This is a genomic window from Mucilaginibacter sp. CAU 1740 (genome assembly GCF_039839285.1).
Classification (GTDB): domain Bacteria; phylum Bacteroidota; class Bacteroidia; order Sphingobacteriales; family Sphingobacteriaceae; genus Mucilaginibacter.
On record NZ_JBDOQS010000003.1, the window covers coordinates 590,871 to 610,997 of the forward strand.

16 protein-coding genes are annotated in these 20,127 nt (G+C 41.4%); 11 read left to right on the forward strand and 5 right to left on the reverse strand.

What is annotated here, in order from left to right:
• The first annotated feature begins 102 nt into the window (after nt 1-102).
• The gene (locus tag AAFN85_RS10040) at nt 103-471 is read left to right on the forward strand and encodes a response regulator (protein WP_347527056.1); all 369 of its coding nucleotides are present in this window, start codon (nt 103-105) and stop codon (nt 469-471) included.
• 229 nt (nt 472-700) lie between these two features.
• Here the strand turns inward: AAFN85_RS10040 and AAFN85_RS10045 are convergent, their stop codons facing one another.
• Both AAFN85_RS10045 and AAFN85_RS10050 read right to left on the reverse strand, forming a co-directional pair.
• Nucleotides 701-2,887, reverse strand: a complete 2,187-nt coding sequence (locus AAFN85_RS10045; protein ID WP_347527057.1) for a TonB-dependent receptor — start codon at nt 2,885-2,887, stop codon at nt 701-703.
• A 139-nt stretch (nt 2,888-3,026) separates the two neighbouring features.
• Nucleotides 3,027-3,581, reverse strand: coding sequence for a hypothetical protein (locus tag AAFN85_RS10050; RefSeq protein ID WP_347527058.1), 555 nt, complete (start codon nt 3,579-3,581; stop codon nt 3,027-3,029).
• A 652-nt stretch (nt 3,582-4,233) separates the two neighbouring features.
• Here AAFN85_RS10050 and AAFN85_RS10055 point away from each other — a divergent pair.
• Nucleotides 4,234-4,755, forward strand: a complete 522-nt coding sequence (locus tag AAFN85_RS10055) for a DUF892 family protein (protein WP_347527059.1) — start codon at nt 4,234-4,236, stop codon at nt 4,753-4,755.
• A gap of 18 nt (nt 4,756-4,773) precedes the next feature.
• Here the strand turns inward: AAFN85_RS10055 and AAFN85_RS10060 are convergent, their stop codons facing one another.
• Nucleotides 4,774-7,311, reverse strand: coding sequence for a hypothetical protein (locus tag AAFN85_RS10060; RefSeq protein WP_347527060.1), 2,538 nt, complete (start codon nt 7,309-7,311; stop codon nt 4,774-4,776).
• A 499-nt stretch (nt 7,312-7,810) separates the two neighbouring features.
• Here AAFN85_RS10060 and AAFN85_RS10065 point away from each other — a divergent pair, with 499 nt between their 5' ends.
• From AAFN85_RS10065 to AAFN85_RS10080, 4 genes are all read left to right on the forward strand, one after another.
• Nucleotides 7,811-8,188 (forward strand): DUF6686 family protein, encoded by a 378-nt coding sequence (locus AAFN85_RS10065; protein WP_347527061.1) that lies wholly within the window; start codon nt 7,811-7,813, stop codon nt 8,186-8,188.
• Between the two features lie 64 nt (nt 8,189-8,252).
• Entirely contained in the window at nt 8,253-9,104 is an 852-nt protein-coding gene (locus AAFN85_RS10070) for a helix-turn-helix domain-containing protein (protein WP_347527062.1), read from the forward strand.
• 77 nt (nt 9,105-9,181) lie between these two features.
• Nucleotides 9,182-9,895 (forward strand): SIP domain-containing protein, encoded by a 714-nt coding sequence (locus tag AAFN85_RS10075; RefSeq protein WP_347527063.1) that lies wholly within the window; start codon nt 9,182-9,184, stop codon nt 9,893-9,895.
• Nucleotides 9,896-10,718: 823 nt separating this feature from the next.
• On the forward strand, nt 10,719-12,302 hold the full coding sequence (locus AAFN85_RS10080; RefSeq protein WP_347527064.1) for a CotH kinase family protein: 1,584 nt from the start codon (nt 10,719-10,721) through the stop codon (nt 12,300-12,302).
• A 63-nt stretch (nt 12,303-12,365) separates the two neighbouring features.
• Here AAFN85_RS10080 and AAFN85_RS10085 read toward each other — a convergent pair whose 3' ends face one another.
• Both AAFN85_RS10085 and AAFN85_RS10090 read right to left on the reverse strand, forming a co-directional pair.
• Nucleotides 12,366-12,842 carry a T6SS immunity protein Tdi1 domain-containing protein gene (locus AAFN85_RS10085; RefSeq protein ID WP_347527066.1) on the reverse strand — a complete coding sequence of 159 codons (477 nt, stop codon included), beginning with the start codon at nt 12,840-12,842 and terminating at the stop codon, nt 12,366-12,368.
• A gap of 39 nt (nt 12,843-12,881) precedes the next feature.
• The gene (locus tag AAFN85_RS10090) at nt 12,882-14,477 is read right to left on the reverse strand and encodes a hypothetical protein (protein WP_347527067.1); all 1,596 of its coding nucleotides are present in this window, start codon (nt 14,475-14,477) and stop codon (nt 12,882-12,884) included.
• 440 nt (nt 14,478-14,917) lie between these two features.
• On the opposite strand from AAFN85_RS10090, the gene AAFN85_RS10095 reads away from it, so the two are divergent.
• The 5 genes from AAFN85_RS10095 to eno all read left to right on the forward strand — a co-directional run bounded on the left by AAFN85_RS10095 (nt 14,918) and on the right by eno (nt 19,986).
• The gene (locus AAFN85_RS10095; protein ID WP_347527069.1) at nt 14,918-15,124 is read left to right on the forward strand and encodes a DUF2945 domain-containing protein; all 207 of its coding nucleotides are present in this window, start codon (nt 14,918-14,920) and stop codon (nt 15,122-15,124) included.
• A 339-nt stretch (nt 15,125-15,463) separates the two neighbouring features.
• Nucleotides 15,464-16,228, forward strand: coding sequence for an ABC transporter ATP-binding protein (locus AAFN85_RS10100; RefSeq protein WP_347527070.1), 765 nt, complete (start codon nt 15,464-15,466; stop codon nt 16,226-16,228).
• Between the two features lie 111 nt (nt 16,229-16,339).
• Nucleotides 16,340-17,464, forward strand: a complete 1,125-nt coding sequence (locus AAFN85_RS10105; protein WP_347527072.1) for an ABC transporter permease — start codon at nt 16,340-16,342, stop codon at nt 17,462-17,464.
• 107 nt (nt 17,465-17,571) lie between these two features.
• Nucleotides 17,572-18,309, forward strand: coding sequence for a DUF2490 domain-containing protein (locus AAFN85_RS10110; protein WP_347527073.1), 738 nt, complete (start codon nt 17,572-17,574; stop codon nt 18,307-18,309).
• Between the two features lie 381 nt (nt 18,310-18,690).
• Nucleotides 18,691-19,986, forward strand: a complete 1,296-nt coding sequence (gene eno, locus AAFN85_RS10115) for a phosphopyruvate hydratase (RefSeq protein ID WP_347527074.1) — start codon at nt 18,691-18,693, stop codon at nt 19,984-19,986.
• The last annotated feature ends 141 nt before the right edge of the window (nt 19,987-20,127 follow it).

Consider the following 20,127-nt stretch of genomic DNA (forward strand, 5'->3'; position numbering starts at 1 on the left):
TTATTTATTTAATACTGATACTAAAACAAATACAGGGTATTGGGTTGTTATATCTGTAAACTAAGGCACATTAAAGCCTGGTTTAACAAGTATATATCAATCATGGCCAAAAAGGTTTTAGTTATAGAAGACGATAAAGATATCCGCGATACGGTAGTGTACGTGTTGGAAGAGGAAGGTTACGAAGTGATCCACTCCGACAATTCGCGCATACTCAATTCGCTGGTTACGCTTCAGCCCGACCTGATCCTGCTTGATAACTGGCTTACCGACTGGAGCAGCGACGCCAACGGCGCACAATTAAGTAAAAAAATAAAAGATGATCCCGCAACAGCCGATATCCCGGTTGTAATAATTTCGGCAGTAAGTAATATTAAAGAAGTGGCGAAAGCCGGTAATGCTGATGGCTACCTGGCCAAACCTTTTGATCTGACCTCACTTTCCGAATTGGTTAAAAAACATATCAGGTAAAAAACCTTATCTAATTTCTTTATGTAAAACGGCCTCCCATAACCACAGGAGGCCGTTTTTTTATGTTACTCACCCCGACATCGCTGCGCTTGTCACCCCTCTCTACGGCAAGCCGTAAAGAGGGGATTTTTGATTTTATTTTCTCTCCTCTCTTTATCCGAAGGATAGAGAGGGTGGCCCAGCGAAGCGTCGGCCGGGTGAGTAGATTATGCGACCTGCAATCTAAACCTTATATCCTCACCCCAAAACCAACATTAAACGTCCTCCCATCGGCAGGTAAAATACCCGGACCAGGATACATGTTAATACGGCGCGTAAAATATTTAGCGTTAAAAATATTGTTCACGTTGGCTGTAAAATGATAGTTTTTAAGGAAACCGTAGTTAAATGCCCAATCAAATAAATGATAGGCCGGTACTACACCGGTAGCTCCTGTTGGGTTTACAAGCGTATTATTGGCATCGCTAAAGCTTTTACCTACATAGCTGTATTGCAGCGTGCTGCTTACATGACCACTTAAAAAGGTTAAACCTGCGCGATCGATCCAATCGGGAGTACCTTCCAAACGGTTACCTACCAAACTTATGTTTTTGCCATTTTGGTTGATAGCACCTGTGGTATAACGCCCGTGAGTGTATGATAAGGAATTGAACAACCGCAGATCGCTACCTGCTGTTTTATCGAACGAACGAATCAGCGATACCTCGGTGTAAGCCTCTACGCCTTTTGCAACACCATCACCTATATTGGTAAGGTAAAGGTGGTTTACATTGTTAGCATCGGTTTGGGTTAAAGTACCGGCACGTTTTCCGTAGAAAACATAAAACGTGCTTACATCAAAGCTGAATACGGTACTGAAATGTCCGCGGTAGCCCAGGTCGGCGCTATAGCCTTTGCTGTCTTTCATGTTAGGATCAACAATGGTCAGCTGATCTGCCGGAGTAACTGCCGCGTAAAGGAATGGGCGGTAAGCCTGCGAAATATTGCCATAAAGCTGGTTGCCATCTTTAAACTGGTACTGCAAACCGGTACCAAACAGCGGGAAGTTACGGTCGTTTTTATAGCTTACAGGTACAGTACGGTTTACAATAACACCTGAGGTTTTGGTATGGATATCCTCAAACCTTACACCGGGGGTAACAGTGAACTCGCGTGTGACCTGGAACATGTTTTCGGCAAAGGCGGCATAGTTAAGGGTGTGCAGGTTTAGGTCGATGCCATAATCTTTAACCAGGCTCAGGTCGAAGTCTGATCCTACCGTACCTACACCTTTTTGCTTGCGTTTAGTAGTTTGTTCAAAATACCTAACACCTGCGGTGAACGAGCTATTCAGATCGCCCAGTTTATAGGTATGGGCCAAACGTGCTTCGGTAGTAAAGCCGCGGTAATAGTCCCTATCAACCTGGCGGGGGTTAAAGGTTTTCAAACTGGCATTAACAGTATCGGGGATATTGGCTGTATTAATAAACTGCACACTGTTACGCTGGCCAGATAATAAATGTGATGTAACCTCGAATTTGGTATTTTTATCAAACTGGTAGTTGAACAATAACGCCGGGATATTGATCTCCGGGTTAAAGAAATTGCGCGTACGTGTCGACTGACGATTATTGGCATCAAACTGCGCATCGGTTAAGCCGCCTGCAATTTGCTGGCGGTAATCGGACCTTGAAAATTGAAACGCGATGCTACCTTTATCATTAAACTGGTATTTGATATTGGCATAATAAGCACGCGAATTGAATGCTGCGTCTGGCCTCCAGCCATCGCCGGTGCGGGCGCTGTAAAAGGCGTAGTAACTTATCTTCCCAACCTTGCCGCCAATAGCGTTGTATGAATTGAAGAACCGGTTTGAACCTGCAGACTGCTCACTTTCAAAGCCAAAAACTTTGGTGCTATCCCCTTCTTTTATCTTAAAATTAAGCATGCCACCAAACTGGCTGCCAAACTGCAAAGCCGCCGAGCCACGAACGATCTGAATTTCGCTCACGGCCTGGAATGGTACATTATAGTGGTTTTCAGGATACCCGGCCATATCCGAGTTAGTATTGTAACCGTTTTGGCGAATGTTGGTTTCGATAGATCGGTGGGTATCTGTACCGCGTGTGCCTATATTAAGTTGCAAGCCAGCGCCATCCATTTCCCATACGTTAACGCCCGGTACTTTAGCAAAAGCCATACGGGCATTATTATCGGCTAAGTTTGCCTTACCTGCATCAAGGAAAATATCAAACGTTTTCTTTCCTGCAAAAATATTGGTGCCCGATACGTTAGGCAGAAACTTCGGCCTGCTCTCGCGGATGATAACGCTATCCAGTTGCAGGGTATCTTTCACGCTTTTATTTTTTTGCGCATGTGCCGCCCCGGCGCAAAGCATAAGCAACGCCGGTAATGAAATTTTATAAAGAGTATTCATTTATTCAAATTGAAAAAAATAGGGGAATGCTGTTTGATCAGGCACCATACAGGTATCAGCGCAAAGCAAAAAATGCATGCGACAAAAGCCCACCGGAAACCGATTAAACAAACAGATTAATTGTTAATAAAATACTGAGTTAAGCAACAATTGCTTCAGGAGGCTGACCGCCAACAGGTACCACAGGATCGGGTATGCTGATATATACAAAAGTATCGGGTTGCTGAATAAGCTCTTCGGGCTTTACAAATGAATAGGCAATATCAGGGCAGTTATATTTGGCATCGCTCCCCAGCTTCTTATCTGTCGATTCGTGCGTTTTTTTGCTTACCGGTGCTTTATCAAGGTTTTTAGCGCAAATAATATTTTGATCGAGGAGTTTGGTGGTTTCATAATTAGGGATACACTGCAGGTAAAGTGTATCTCGGGTTACCCTCATTTTCACGTAATTATAGGATGCACCACTTAGTTGGATTTGCCCGGAGATATTTTCATACCCGGCCCAATCATGAATAGCAGGAAGGTTCTGTTTTATTTTGATCTCGATAAGTTCGCGCGTATCGTATTTCCCGGTACTGATCTGCCGGGCTATAACCCTGTTTGATTTATTGGTAAAATATTGATTAAGCGCCATGTACCCCACCAAATTAAGCAGGTGCGTAATAAGCATTACTATGGCAAAAAGCTTCTTCAATCAATAATCAATGTTGGTAACAGCAATGCTACATAAAATTTACGAGAAATAATTAGTGTGTTAAAAACATTAAATAAAAATTATTAAATCTGGAGAAATTCTGTAGAAATGTCATTAATCAGACCAAAATCTTCAGATATACATACTAAACAATTATTTGGACACTATGTACACTATGCCGAATAGACATAAAAACAAAAGCCTGACACTCAGTATATTTTTATAACTACAACGAAAATCACGCATAAACATTCCAAATTGCTATATCAAAATAGTAACTTATATATTACAATTGCTGGTTTCAGAAAAATTGTAACAAAATCGGTACGGGTTTTGAACTATGCCAAATACATTTATTTGATAATGCCCTGATGATTAAATGGATTGAATTTAAGACGTCCCAAAAAGAACTCTAATTTAATTTACGATCACATTAAAGAATGAAGATTGTTTAAACTGTGTCATTTCACAAACAAGAAAAGTGTATTGTAGCTTAAAAGCTATATTCTACCACCCTTTTTATGTTATTTAGGTCCCAGTTGCTTTATCATTTTCATTCCTGTGTTTTCTGTTATCGGTCATACATGCCTTTAAACGAAAAGGTATCTGCATGAAAAAGCGGCATCATACTTACTATGACTGATTTTTATTAATGAAAAAGAAAACACCCGGTACGGTACACCCCCACCCAGCACAATGGGCGCCCGACAAGTTGACGATTTTTTTTACAGAACACCTTAACAGGATCTATTGCACACGGGCGCACCTGGCCGAACGCCTTTTAGAAATTGTTGATACCGACAATTTTAAAGACCTGCAACAAGCCATTAAAGATACCATAGACGAAACTGAAGAGCAAATTGCCCGCATGGACGGTATATACGCCCTGTTGGAAAAACGCTATTCGTTTGATAACTGCACCAGCATGATCGCCATGCTTGAGGATGATTTCAGCGCCATTCAGCAACAAAGCAATGATATCAACCTGCGCGATATGAGCATTTTGCTGTACCTGCAAAACATTGAGAACGTTGAAGAAAACTCTATCCAAATACTACAACTGGCCGCGGTTAATGAAAACAACCAGCAGCTAAACCTGTATTTGCATCAACATTTAAATCGCATAACAGCCAAGCGAACGCTTTATAATTTTATTAAGGCTAAATATATTTAAGCCCGTAACTAACTATTGTTAGTTTACAAAGCTGTTTTGCTTCAAAAATATATCGGCCCGCAAACCGCTTTCGCTCATCGTTTTTAAAAATATATAACTGATATGTTTATAAACCCGCTCTGGCGGGTTTTTCATTACATATTGGTTTCGCAATAAATAGGCAAGCATATATACCTTTAGCAGCTTGTAATCCATTTCGTTAATAATAACATTGGCCCACTCTTCTATCGAATCGTTAGTAAGCGAAAGCTGCCTGTTATTAAAACTAACCATAATTTTTATCCCATTCATTAATGCTACCATTAAGGGGGTAAAAGATTCCGCTTCTTTTTTATAAGCTTCATCAAGCTCAAAATATAGTACAATGGCTTTCTTTACCTGCCCCAACGCCAAAAACTCTTCTGTTTTTATCAGCTTTAAAAAAAAGTTATAAACACAGGTTGTGCTGTTAACCAGGCGGTAATGCTTTTCGAGCGCCTTTACAAAACGCAACATTTTTAAAGGCTGGTTACATATTTTTAAAGTGTGCGCCGAAAGTAAAAACAGCAGATCATTAGAGGTATTGGCCTCGAGGTGCAGCGGAGGGCGGAAATAAAACCGGGTAAGTTCCCTAAAAAACTCCTTATTAATAATACCGTATTTTAAATATTGAAATAAGGCATTCAAACATTTCAGCGGGTTCACCGGAAATTCGTAAAAGCTTACAGCCCCAAAATTGGTCATTATTTTAAGGTACTCTTCCAGCTTGTTCATTTCCAGCCGCACGGCGCTTAATGTAGCCAGCGCGGTATAAACCAATATTCTCTTTTTATCGCTCAACTCAAATTTGAGCAGGGTATGCAGGGTTTTGCCGTAATCGTTGTTAACAAACTCCAACCCAAACAAATAATCAAATAATTCATCACCACAATCCTGCTTAAAGTATTGTACCAATGATTCAGTATCCTGTAAGGTACTAAACTCCTTATCAAGCAAATCTCCCAGAAAAATGATCAGATCTGATTTTTCTTTAGTTGATAAGCGGGTTTGTGATAACAACTGAAAACTTTCGTGCTGCCCGCTTTTTATAGCGTAAATAATATTCCATTTTAATATGGATAGCTTTCGTTCGCCCGTAAAGTTCCGGTTGATGATAGCCACCAGGTCGGCATTAAAACGGTTACTGTTTTGTTGCAGTAAATAGCGTGCTATTGAAAACTCCAGGAAATGATTGTTGCTAAACTCAACCGATGCCTTGTATTCAAAATCGTTGCTGTAGTTTTGCTCGCGGATAAAGCCGATGCTCAACAACTCGAGGTAGGCATGGTTATAATGTTTAATGATATTGATAAGCCGCAGCTTGCCGGCCTCAAACACGCCCGCGCCAAAATCCATTTGCTCAACAATGGCCTGGATCACATATATTTTATCGGCCGAGTATTGGCCCATGTAAACTTTATTGAGGATAAAGTTTGATATCAACTCGTAAACGCTTACGTGGTCGATATCATTAAGCGAAAAATTCTTCTTATGCTGCTTGTAATAAAACTGAAAATATAGCGGGTGATTAAAATTTTCAACAACATTTACGGCCACATAGCTTTGTATAGCCGGGTTTATTTTAAGGCAAAGCTCCTTAATTTCCTGGATACTGAAAAGCGGCACGTTTGAAGGCTGATCATGCGTGCTAAAGAAGCCCTCAAACCAGGGACTTTCACCCATTTCGATGGTGTGGTTATAATTGATCCAGGTTGATGAGCGCATGGTTAAAACCAGCTTAAACCAATCGTGCGATTGATAGAACGAAAATATATCAACCAGTTGGTTTAATACCAGCTGAAACTGATCACTTTTAAACATGTGCTCGTCAACACCATCAACAATCAAAAAAAAGCGACCTTCTTTGCGCTGCTTCAGATCAAGCAGGGCCATAATATCTTCTTCAACCGAGTAGCCCAACAAGCCCAGCATCCAATCGTTAATATCGCGCCCGCTTAAAAAAACGTTCATGAGGGCGTTACTGCTAAAAAAGAGTACAATATCGTTACTGTTCTGGTGCACCTTTTCATCAACCCAATGGCATAGCGCAACTGTTTTTCCGTATCCGGCAGGTGCGGCAATAACAGTGGCAGTATAGTTACCCTGTAAAAAGGCCGCGAAATGATCATCAATAAACTGCCGCCTGATGGTTTGAGGATAAGGGATACCTGTTTTATTTTTAAGTGCCTGCAACGTAAATGAAGTTATTTTACCGGCATTTATTTTTAGCAGGTCCCAATCAACTGCTGTAGTTGCTTGCTTAGTATTTTCGGTTTCCTGCTTTTTGCAAAAATCGTCCCAGCCCTCAAAATCACAATAACGTGCCAGGGTGTTAAGAGTAAACATTGATGGATTAAATTTGCTGTACGCGAAGCCGTATATACGTTTAAGCGTAGTTTCACTTACCCGTTGTTTGGTTTTTTCCAAAATATAGGCCTCAAGTGTTTTGCAATCGGCAGGCGCTATGTTTGCAACCCCCGCTACCAACAGCACAGACTTTTTTAACCCCTCGAAATAATATTTAGAAAAACTGGTCATAATTGGCGTTTCAACTCAGTAGATGCATTATTGGTAGGGGCATGCCAATAATACAATAAATATAATATATTGTTTTTATATATTATTCATAACAGCTATTTTTCTGTCAGATTAATTTACATCCTTAAATATACCCTTTACAGCAGCAAACTGCCATAATGAATAAAATGAACAAAAATTTAACGGTTGATATAGCCTTATAAAAGGCTGTTGCAACGGCTAATATCATGCAATTAATATAATAAAGTTTATTTATTTTATACTATGAGTACTTAGCGCATGCAATAGCCCATCTCTATCGCTAATATTTAAGTGGCTGAACACAAGCTTTTTTTATTTTTATTTGGATTTATTCTAAATAAGATATTCCTTTGTTGCATCAAAGCCGATGAACATGTGTGGCAGCTAAGCTGTAACACATAAATTTTGGCAATACACTATTGATACAACATGTTTAAAATATAAAGTCCTGTTCTGTGGTTAGGCTATTCTGAAAAAAATGGTACACCAACAGAGCAGGCACCAACTAAAAATTAATAAATCAGCTTTTATGTGCGACGCGAAAATACTTAGTCAAAAAGGTACCTCAGTAATAAGCAGGTGTGCCGAATGCCAGTGTATATTTATATGGCACCATAACCTGATCCTTAGCTTTACACCCAGCCAGTTTATACAGTTTAAAAACTTTACTGTCGACCTTGAATTTGGCGATCACTCCTTCCCTTTTCCGGATGGGCAGGAGCGTGTGGTAATGCGCACCCCGGTTAATGATATCCAGCTTACCTTTAGCGTTGACGAGTGGGAAGATTTCCATGCGGCTATGGACGAGGCCGCCTACATGCACGAAATTTATATGCTGGTTGATGGCGACAGGTAAATAGCTGTATTAGCCCATTTTCTTAAATAAAACTTTATCTAAACTAAAATAAATACCCCGCCATATGAAAGATATCCCTGTACACCAACTACTTGAACGCACAAGCTCGGGCTTGGATATCAGCTATTTCGCCTTCGGCGATCAGCCCAAAGAAAAAGAACCTCTGGGGGCACATCGCGATGATCATTATTTATTTTTTTTGGTAGAAAAGGGTACAGCCTCGCTGATGATAGATTTTCACGAAGTTAGGTTTCAGGAAAGGTCACTGTATTATATTTTACCCGGGCAGGTACATCACCGCATCCGTAATGAGGTTGCCGGCGGATGGTTTGTAGCGTTGGATGCTCAGCATATCCCTCCTGGCTATCGCGCAGTATTTGAAAATCAGCTGGTGTTACAGCAGCCTTGCCAGCTAAGCGACTGCGAGATGAACCAGTACCAGCAAGTACTGCACCTTATTAACGAAAAACACGCCGAAAACACGCAGAACCCTTTTTACGCACCTATTTTGCAATCGCTTGTACAATCATTCGCGGGTATGGTAGCGGCAAACTTCAGTAAAGTGCATAACCCGGAAAAACAGTTGTCTCGTCCCGGGCAGATCTCGCTGATGTTTAAAAAGCTATTGCTTGAGCAAGTTCGGATCATCAAAAGCCCATCGGCTTACGCAGCTTTGCTTAATGTGTCTGAGTCATACCTTAACGAGGTGCTTAAAAAAACAACCGGCTTCCCGGTAAGTTATTGGATCACGCAGGAGGTGATGTTGGAGGCCAAGCGCTTGTTGTTTTACAGCGACCTCAACGTAAAGGAAATTGCCCATACATTAGGCTATGATGACCATACTTATTTTTCAAGATTATTCAAAAAATCGGCTACTATCACCCCTCTCGAGTTCCGGGACAGGAGCCGTAAATAATCCAATCATTACCGCAAACACTCTATTTTAATACAGACGGATACGTAGTTTCTTTGTGTTATCAAATCAAACACAACATGGAAACATCCACTCTAAATAAAATAAAAAGATCGGCGGGGAACATACTCGAAAACCAACTTTTACAGAGCGGCCGCGTACTTGAAGTGCGTCATTGGCAACCATCAACCATGATCGAGATCGACCTGCATTTACCACAGGTTGATATGCAGAGCTGGCACGAGGTACCGTATATAAAAGTAAAGGTTGATAACCTCACTTACCGCGATTATACCCCCGCAAGCTGGGATGCAGAAACAAGTACCTGCACCCTTTATATAGATGCAGCGCACAAAGGCCCGGGCAGTAAATGGGCCCGGGAGCTGCAAAACGGCGATACCATACGCTATTTCAAGATCCGCACCACCCGGCATGCCCCAGCCAGCACCCCTGCCATTATAGGCCTTGGCGATGAAAGCAGCATGGGCCACATGTTGGCACTGCAACAAATGGTGTTACCCTCCACCAGGTTTTCGGGCGCTATTATTATGGCCAATGATGACCACCGCAATTTATTCGACCAGTATTTTAAATCGCCCATAAAACCTATCGAGCGCAGGGACGCCTTTGGGCACAACAGCCTTATGCGCTGGGTAATGGAGCAACATTATAACCTGGAGCATTCGGTATTTTACCTGGCCGGTAACAATACCATGGTAAGCGAATTGCGCAAACTTTTAAAACTGCAGGGTTATGCTTCAAACCAGATCAAGGCGCATGGGTTTTGGTCGTAAAAGGTTTCTAAATTTCTCTTGTAAAGGGGTTATCTGTCTATGTATTTTCAAGCGCCTTCCCGTTAAGTTACCATAGCCGTTAACTTAAGGAAAAGCGAGGGACTGTGCGATTCCCCTCTGGAGAGTAATAGCCCATCATTAGACAATCTGCAAGATTATCGCCTGCATATTAACTCACCCCGACTTCGCTACGCTCGCCACCCCTCTCTACGCTGCGCGTAAAGAGGGGATTTCTTGTTTTTATTTTTCCTACCCTCTTTGCGGCTTGCCGAAGAGGGTGGTCCAGCGTAGCGTAGACCGGGTGAGTAATTCTTCGGCATGCTATCCAGCCATTTTTTGCCGTTTGTCAATTCATAGGCTATTACTCTCGAGAGGGGATTTTAAAATGCTTGCGCCAAATTAACCTCTTAAGTTAACGGCTATTGCAAACATCCGTGAAAGGGCTTTCTTTTTATAAAAAAAGCCATTCACCGACATTTTATGCCGTTTTACCTAAAACATCTGTTTGATAATTGGTTAGCTGCACATCTTTGTGGCAAATAACATTATCATGAAAACATTTTACACACCTATAATAGCCATGATGCTTACCCTGCAAGAGCATACAGTAACGGTTATCCAGGCATTGGCTAATTTGGTAAGCTGACAAACCGGTTACCAAACCAAAATTGGTTTGATTCGATAATTCGAAAAAATCCGTGTGGAAATTTCTTATTTGTAGCCCTGTGATCAGTACCTGCTTTAAAAGACGATCACCTATCTCGATATTAACAAATTGTTAATTAATTGATAAATAACTACATTTACGCTCCTTATCAAACCAATGAGAAAACCATACCTGCTAATTATTGTACTGGCAATAGCTGCCTGGAGTTGTAAAAAAGAGAAAGCTATTGTAGTACCTCCAAAGCCCCCTAAAGATACCGTTGCTATTAAGCAAGATACTGCCGATTTCAATTCGGTAAAGCTGGAAGTTAAAAACAATGCTGGAATTATCACTTCGGATTTGAACCTTACCATAGCAGGCGACTCAATAACCGGCGTTATCCCGGCCATGAAATCATCAAAAAAACTGGTGATCACTTTCGCAGCTAAAACAACCGGTACCACTGTAAAAGTAGGCGATACCATTCTAATTAGTGGTACTACGGCTATTGATTATAGTAAACCGGTAACATTAAACATAGCTACGCCCAAAGGCTTAAGCAAAAGCTACAGGGTAAAAGTTAAAAACTTTACCGGCCTGCCTATACTTTATCTAACTACCAATGGCCCTGTAGTATCAAAAGATGATTATGTAACAGGCTCGCTTACTGTTGACCCTAACGTTGATTTTCAGCAAGATCAGTTAACCATTCCCCTGCAAATTAAAGGGCGCGGTAACTCTACCTGGGGATTCCCGAAAAAGCCATACCGCATGAAGTTTAGCAGCAAAGCGGCTATGCTGGGAATGCCTGCCGCTAAAAACTGGGTACTGCTGGCCAACTATGATGATAAAACCCTGATCCGTAACTGGGTAGCTTTTGATTTGGCTCGTCGCCTCGGAGCTGATTTTACTCCCCCTGCTCGCTTTGTTGAAGTGGTGATGAACGGCGAGTTTATAGGCAACTATATGCTCACCACACAGGTTGAGGTGAATGAAAACCGCGTTAACATCACCGAACTTAAAAGCAGCGATAATTCGGCCGATAAAATAACCGGCGGCTACCTGCTTGAACTTGATGAACGCCGCGATGCCGATTTTTGGTTTGAAACAACAAAGGGGCTGCCAATCACCATTAAATCGCCGGATGCTATCACCACTGCCCAACTTGATTATATCAAAACCTACATACAGGATACCGAAAACGCAATTTTTAGTACTGATTTTGATGATCCGGCTAAAGGATATGCCAAATACATCAACACCGATTCGTTTATAAACTGGTACTTTACTGCCGAGATCATGAAAAACCAGGACAGCTGGGATTTTAGCAGTATATATTATTATAAAGACCGCGGCGGCAAACTGGGCATGGGCCCGGCCTGGGATTTTGATTTGAGTTTAGGCAATGTTGACTACTCGGTTGCCAGTCAGCCGTTGGAGTGGTACACCCGCAATGCCAAGTGGATGATTCGCCTGCACCAGGATTATAATTTTAGGGAGAAAGTTAAAAAACGCTGGAATGAGGACATTAAAGGAAAGATCATTAAACAGATCCTTGCTGATATTGACAGCCAGGCTGCTTACCTCGAACTATCCCAAAGGCAAAACTTTCAGAAATGGGATATCCTGAACACCTACGTTTGGCCAAATAACGTAGTATTGGGCAGTTATTCGGCCGAGGTAGCCTATATTAAAGATTTCCTAAATAAACGCGTTGCCTGGATAGATGCCGCAATTAATGATCCGGCGAATGGATATTAACCGAAGATGAAATGAAAAAGCCGCTTTAATTATATAAAGCGGCTTTTTCTATTTTAATTACTGTTAGTCAACAATCTTAAGTTTGATTTTTGTACCGTTGGGTAGGTCTTTTATTTGTTTGCCAATTTGGCCAGTTAAGTGAAAATGCACTTCTATATCTATCGGCTCAATATTATCTGCCGAGTACTCGCCTCCCATAACAGGCATCTTTTTAAAATTATAAACCTGGTTATCATTTAAAAAAATCCCGGCCTGTTCAAGCTGTTGCAATAGTTGCGGCAAAAACCAATTATCTACATTCTCCGCATCATTTAACAAACTATTAAAGTCGGCTTTATCAGCAGCAATTTGTGTTAAGGTAAATGTATCTGTTGCAAGCCAGTACACCTGCCCTTGCCGGCTAGTGAAAAACACATCGCCCAATTTTGATATTACCAATACCTCGGCAAAGTCATCTACCAGCCACTTCCAGGTTTCCAGAAGGCTATCCACCTTAATACCTGTAGTTTTTATTGTTAAATCGTCAAGATAAAAGTCCATATAAATTGAAGCTATTTATTTGCCAATTGTGCCAGATAGTTATGGTTGCAACCAAATAACTTTTACTCCTTTATTACCATGCTGATTTTCCAGCTTCAAGGTAGCGTAAACGTTGCTTTGTTTATCATAATCAGACACGGTGAACAAAGCCAGGTTATGCTCTTTTTTGCTTTCGGGATTACCGAAAAGATAATCGCGTTTAGGGATCAAATCGGTGCCTTTTAGCGGATAAACAAACGCGTCGCAATTACTAACACCTTCAATAGTTATTACTCCGCCTTTTTCCTGCGCGTCGTTGTTGCGTTCGGTATCGTTAAACACTACATAGCTACGTGGGCCTGCACTTATAAAATCAAATGATTTATATTGGTTGCCTTTGTAAAGCATCTGCCCCATATCGTGCCTTGTTGATTGATAATAAGGCTGCAGGTAGGCCGCGTTAACATCATGCCTTTTTCTGATCATGTAATCATTGATAAACTCGCCGGTTTTGCTGTAGTTTACTATGGCGATGTTGCGGAGCCAACTGGTTGAACTTCCGGGCGCTACCGGACCAATGTTAATGCCCGAATAACTAACAACCGAAACACTGATCTGCTCAAACACGATGCTAAATGTTCCATCGGCATTTAAAAACAGGTTTACAGGTACACCATCAAATTCATCTTTAGGATAATCAATGATCCGTGCAGATGGACTTGCGGCGTCAACCCTGTTCACTTTTTTATCATACGGATTTACAAAGGCCAGCAACGGGGTATATTTGTTACCCCTGCCTTTAATTGTTACTGATATAATGATTTGCTTAACAGTTGGGCTATACCTGGCCAATCCCCACGATACAGCTTCATTCCTCGCAAAATCAAGTTCATTTAAAGTAACTGATTTGGCACCTTTATCTAACCCGGCCAAAATCAGTTCACCATCTTTACCGCCCGATTGTGAGTTGGAAGCGTAAGCCAAAACACAAACCTTTTCGCTGCCTATTACGGCCATATCTAAATACTTCAGGTACTTATACCTATCATCGGGCGAGTTATAATATGCCCGACTTTTTTCTGTATTATCGGCACCGTATGCTACTATTTCTATGCGTTTGTTCCTGTCCGATTCGAATGAGTTAAATGAGGCAATAGCATAATTGTCGCTGTCCGGATCTTTACGTACAAAAAAATCAGGCATTGGCACGCTCCCAAACACCATCGAGTAGCCCGAAAACATGCTCATTTTATTCAATTCAGCTATTTTTTGATCATCAGCCAAGTCACCGGTTTTACCGTCAATAATAATCCGGTAAAGGGAAGGTACACGCCCATCTATTTCGCTTATTAGTAATACCGCGTTACCATTTATTTCAAAAAAGCCTTTAATACTGCCATTTTTCAATTTTCCATACGAGGGGTCGATGTGGGTTACAGCAGTTTCCTTGTGCGCGGCGTCATATCGCCGTACATCGATGCCTTTTTTAGGGTCGATATGTGCGAACATGGTAGTACCGTTTTTAAACTGGAGCATTTTGGCAAATCCATCTTCAGGTTCTTCAAATACGGGGCCTTCTGCAATTTGTTTGATCTGTGCCTGGAGAGTAATGCCGCACAATAGCATTAACGCGACTAAGAGCGCTGTCTTTTTCATTTTGTGATAATTAATTAGGGTTTTATTATTAGCACAAATGTAACAAAAGCATATACATTTAAAATATTCGTACAAAACAAAACCCAAGTTATTTTACTCCCGGAAGTTTTACCGACTCTGCCATCCATTAACCGCTATTTCTCCGATGTTTTACCCCCGTTTACCGGAAGTTGAACCTGCTTTACCTAATAATACTAACGGTAGGGTGCCATTTGTATGCAATTTTGGATCACTAAACAACAACAATTAAATGCCATGAAAACTCTACTTGCAGTACAATTATTCCATTTGATAGTAAAAGCCGCCGAACATGCAGTTGCTATAGCCCATTCAATTGGTCACTTGATTAAATAAGCTCCGGCACCCCGGTGGAGTGGTTAGTTCATCTTTGTTAAATCAATAACCTGCAACAGGTGTTATCCTTGAAAGAGAGAGACACAATGAAAAAGGGAGATGAAGTAACCTGGAAATGGGGAAAATCAGAAGCTGAAGGCAAGGTTGTTAAAAAGCACACCGAACCTGTAAGCAAAACTATAAAAGGCGCAAAGGTAAAACGGAACGCCAGCAAACAGGAGCCAGCTTACGAAATTGAGCAGGATAACGGCAACAAAGTGCTGAAATCTGAAAGTGAAGTTAAGGCTTCCTAAACGCCTATTTTTGTAAAAATGTTTAACGCCTGGATATCATTATCCGGGCTTTTTATTTCGCGCAAAGGCGCTAAGCCGCAAAGAACACAACAAAAAATTTACGAATTTCAATACTTTGCATACTTATAAATCTAAAACTATTCACCCTTAAAAATCTTTGCGTCTTAGCGTCTTTGCGTGTCTAAAAATCTAAAACTATTTAACATTAAAAACCTTTGCATCTTTGCGTGCCCAAACCACCAACATGAAAAACCTCCCCTAACGTACATTCACCGTAAAAATTACGTAACTCACCGAAAAACTCATGGTTATTTCATTAATGAAATGCATTTTTACCCTATGGCAAAACAACCCATTATCACTGTAAATAACCTGGTAAAAAACTACGGCGATTTTGCAGCCGTAAAAGGCATCAGTTTTGAAGTTTATGAAGGCGAGATATTCGGTTTACTTGGCCCCAACGGTGCGGGTAAAACCACCACGCTCGAGATCATTGAAACCCTTCGCGAGAAAACATCAGGTAGCATTACCGTTGATGGTTTTGATATTGAAACCGATGCTGATAACATCAAAAAACGCATTGGCGTACAATTGCAAGCCGCGGGTTATTATCCAAACCTTAACCTTTCGGAGTTGATAGTGCTGTTTTCGGGCTTGTACGGAATAGACAAAACACCGATGGAGATGCTGGAGAAAGTAGCCCTTACCGATAAAGCTAAAGCCAAATACAAAGATCTTTCGGGCGGCCAAAAACAGCGTTTTTCTATCGCAACAACGCTGATCAACAACCCAAGGATCATTTTTTTAGATGAGCCAACCACCGGCCTCGACCCACAGGCCCGCCGCAACCTTTGGGATTTGATCCGCCAGATCCGCGACCAGGGCACTACCGTGGTAATAACCACCCACTATATGGACGAAGCTGAAGTACTATGCGACCGCGTAGCATTTGTTGATGGCGGCCATATTATAGGCATAGATACCCCCGATCATTTTATCGACGAGTTGGTTGCCTCCGGCTTCGAACGCAAAAAGCAAGTTAAACTTGCCAACCTCGAAGATGTGTTTATTAACCTAACAGGTAAAGAATGGCGGGAAGGTTAATTGCAGTTGGCGGTTTTTAGTTTGCAGTTAGCACTCTGAAAATGAACTAATAACTCAATGACACCGCAGGTAAATGACCCAATGACGCCATCGGCAAAATGACTAAATGAAATGAACCAAAAATACAGCAATACAAAAGCAACCCTGGCCATTGCCAAAGCCAGTTTCCGGTCGATATTACGCAGCCCTTCGGCAGTGGTGTTTACATTGGCCTTCCCATTGATATTTATTATCGTTTTTGCCAATATTGGCGGAGGCGGTATGAAGATAGATGTAGGCGTTGCCAAAGGCAGTGATACCTCATCAAAAAACCCGGTTTACATGGCCTTGAAAAACAACAAGATCATGCACCTCATTACCGATCAATCGGCCGAAGAAATGAGCAGCAATCTATCTAAAGGAAATATTGATGCTATTTTAGACCTGAAACCGTTTGCTCCACCTGCTGCCATGACAGTGCATGTACAATACAGCCAGGCATCAGGCGATAAGGGAAGCGTACTAAAATCGGCTCTGAACAATATTTTTTATAGGATCCAGTCGGAAGAGCTTTCCCGCATTCAATCATACACTACGGTACAGATCCCTAAAATAATCGACCTGAAGGAAGAAACCATAACCGGCCGCCCTTATAAATACATCGATTTTATATTACCGGGTCAGTTGGGTTTTTCATTGCTGAGCAGCGGCGTTTTTGGCACAGCATTCGTGTTTCTGAGCCTGCGTTTAACGTTGGTTATCAAACGCTTTTTCGCTACGCCGGTTAAACGCTACAGTATCGTTTTAGGCGAGGCCATCGCAAGGTTAGCTTTTTCGCTGTTAGGCTCGTTGTTCATTATTTTAGTTGGCCATTATATGTTTGGCTTTACGCTTATTCATGGCGTTACAACGGTGTTGAACATGCTGGTGCTTTCGGCCATTGGGCTAATTATATTTATGGGCTTTGGTTTTACCGTATCGGGCATTGCTAAAAATGAGAGTTCGGTACCGCCGCTTTCTAATATCATTACCTTGCCACAATTTTTATTATCGGGTACCTTTTTCTCTATTACAGCCTTCCCTACCTGGCTGCAATACATCAGTAAAGTACTACCCCTCACCCATTTAAATGATGCTATGCGTAAAGTAGCTTTTGAAGGTGCAGGCCTGGGCGATGTTACTCACCAACTACTGATTTTGCTGGCCTGGTTTGTGGGAATATATGCTGTAGCGGTAAAAACCTTTAAATGGGAATAACACAATGTTAATTTATTGTGAAACTTAACAATATCTTAACATTAACTAAGTTAACATTAACATTTAGGTAACATTTAGGAAATACTTTTGTACAAATTATTTCCTAAATGAGATTTAAACAGCTTTCAATCGCCTCTTTCATTTTGGTAACATTACTAATATGTTCAATTAATGTTAAGGCACAAGATTCAAAAGTAGGTACTTGGGGCATAACTACCCTTGTTTTGCCAGGCGACAGTGCACATAAGTGGGGTGGTTACACCGAATTTCAAACCCGAACCAACAATGTTTTCAGCCAATTTCAATACTTTGAGATAAAAGGCGGCGTAAGCTACGATATTGATAAAAACTTCACCGCGCTGTTGGGTACTGGCCGTTATACCACATACGATTACATGGACGTAGGCAGAGGTCCAACCATTACCGAAACCCGTTTTTGGGAACAGATCACCAGTAACCAATTCCTGTACCGCTTAAAACTCGAGCATCGTTACCGTGTGGAACAACGCTGGGTTAACGGCGATTACCGCAATCGCTTCCGCTACAGGCTTAACGTATTTGTTCCATTCAACAACACAAAAATTGTGGCTAAAACATGGTTTCTTTCGGTTTTTGATGAGGTGTTCCTGAACAACAAAGTGCCTAACTTTGAGCGTAACCGTGTTTCGGCCGCATTGGGTTACCAGTTTGATAAATCGCTGATATTACAGGCTGGCTGGATCAATCAATACAATTATTCTGCCACGACTAAGAGCGATAAGAATAATATTATGCTGATACTGATGTACCGCATCCATCGTAAGAACGCTGTGCAGCGTGAGCATGTGCCTACAACGAGTGATTGATTTTTGCCTGAACCGGGATTTGGGTAGATTTTTGGGATAAACAGATTTTTTTGTCTGAACTCGAATTTGGGGGAATTTTGAGAATTTGTCGAATTTGCTTAGCATTCTGTTACTTCCAATAATTCCCCAAAATTCGAGTTCATACAAATGGTGAGAGACAAGAAAAATCCAACTAATCTCAAAAATCGCCCCAAATCCCGGTTCAGGCACTCATTCTCATAAAAAAATCGGCCATTCTATATTAAATTCATGTTAAATCGTACGGTAACCAGCCAATAATCGTTACAAATACAAAATTTCAATTGCGTTTTCCTGTTTTGAACGTTAACTTAGCCGCCGTTATTAATAGTATTCATTCAAACCACACTCTGACAATTCATTATGAGCATAATAATTGATGTGCATGCCCGCCAGATTTTAGATTCGCGCGGTAACCCTACTATCGAGGTTGAAGTTTTAACCGAGAATGGCGCATTTGGTCGCGCTGCTGTACCTTCTGGTGCATCAACCGGCGTTCACGAGGCTGTTGAGCTTCGCGACAACGACAAATCAAAATACATGGGCAAAGGCGTTTTAAAGGCCGTTGAAAATGTAAACGAAATTTTAGCTCCTGAATTAAAAGGTATCGACGTGTTTGAACAAAACGCTATCGACGCTTTAATGATCGAGATTGACGGTACCGAAAACAAAGGTAAAATTGGTGCCAACGCTATATTAGGTGTTTCATTAGCTGTAGCTAAAGCTGCCGCTCAGGAAAGCCGTCAGCCTTTATACCGCTACATTGGTGGTGTAAACGCTAACACTTTACCTATCCCAATGATGAACATCGTTAACGGTGGTTCACACTCTGACGCCCCTATCGCTTTCCAGGAATTTATGATCATGCCGGTTGGCGCTCCTTCATTCTCTGAAGCTTTACGTTGGGGTACTGAAGTATTCCACAACCTGAAAAAAATTCTTCACGACCGTGGTTTATCAACCGCTGTAGGTGACGAAGGTGGTTTCGCTCCAACTTTTGAAGGTACTGAAGATGGTGTTGAAACCATTTTAAAAGCTATCGAAAAAGCTGGTTACAAACCAGGTGAAGATATCTTCATCGCGTTTGATTGCGCTGCATCTGAGTTTTACAAAGACGGCAAATACGATTACACTAAATTTGAAGGTGAAAAAGGTGCTATCCGCACCAGCGCTGAGCAGGCTGATTACCTTGCCGAATTAGTTGCTAAATACCCTGTTATTTCTATCGAAGACGGTATGGCCGAAGACGATTGGGAAGGCTGGAAAATCCTGACCGAAAAAATTGGCAAAACTGTACAATTAGTAGGTGACGATTTGTTTGTAACTAACACTAAACGTTTACAAAGAGGTGTTAGCGAAGGTATTGCTAACTCGATCCTGGTAAAAGTTAACCAAATTGGTTCATTAACCGAAACTATCAACGCGGTTACTTTAGCTCAAACTAACGGTTTCACCTCAGTAATGAGCCACCGTTCGGGCGAAACTGAAGATTCTACCATTGCTGATCTTGCTGTAGCATTAAACTGCGGTCAGATCAAAACCGGTTCGGCTTCGCGTTCAGACAGGATCGCTAAATACAACCAGTTATTACGTATTGAAGAAGAATTAGGCGCTAACGCTAAATTTATCGGTAAAGATTTCAAATTTTTGAAAAAGTAATTTCTGATTGATGATATCAAAGGCCATCTGTGTAAACAGGTGGCCTTTTTTGTTTGTATATCCCCCATTCTCTCCGCCGTCGTGCCGAATTTATTTCGGCATCCCACAAGACAGGTATCCACTTTGCTTAGCATGGTTGCT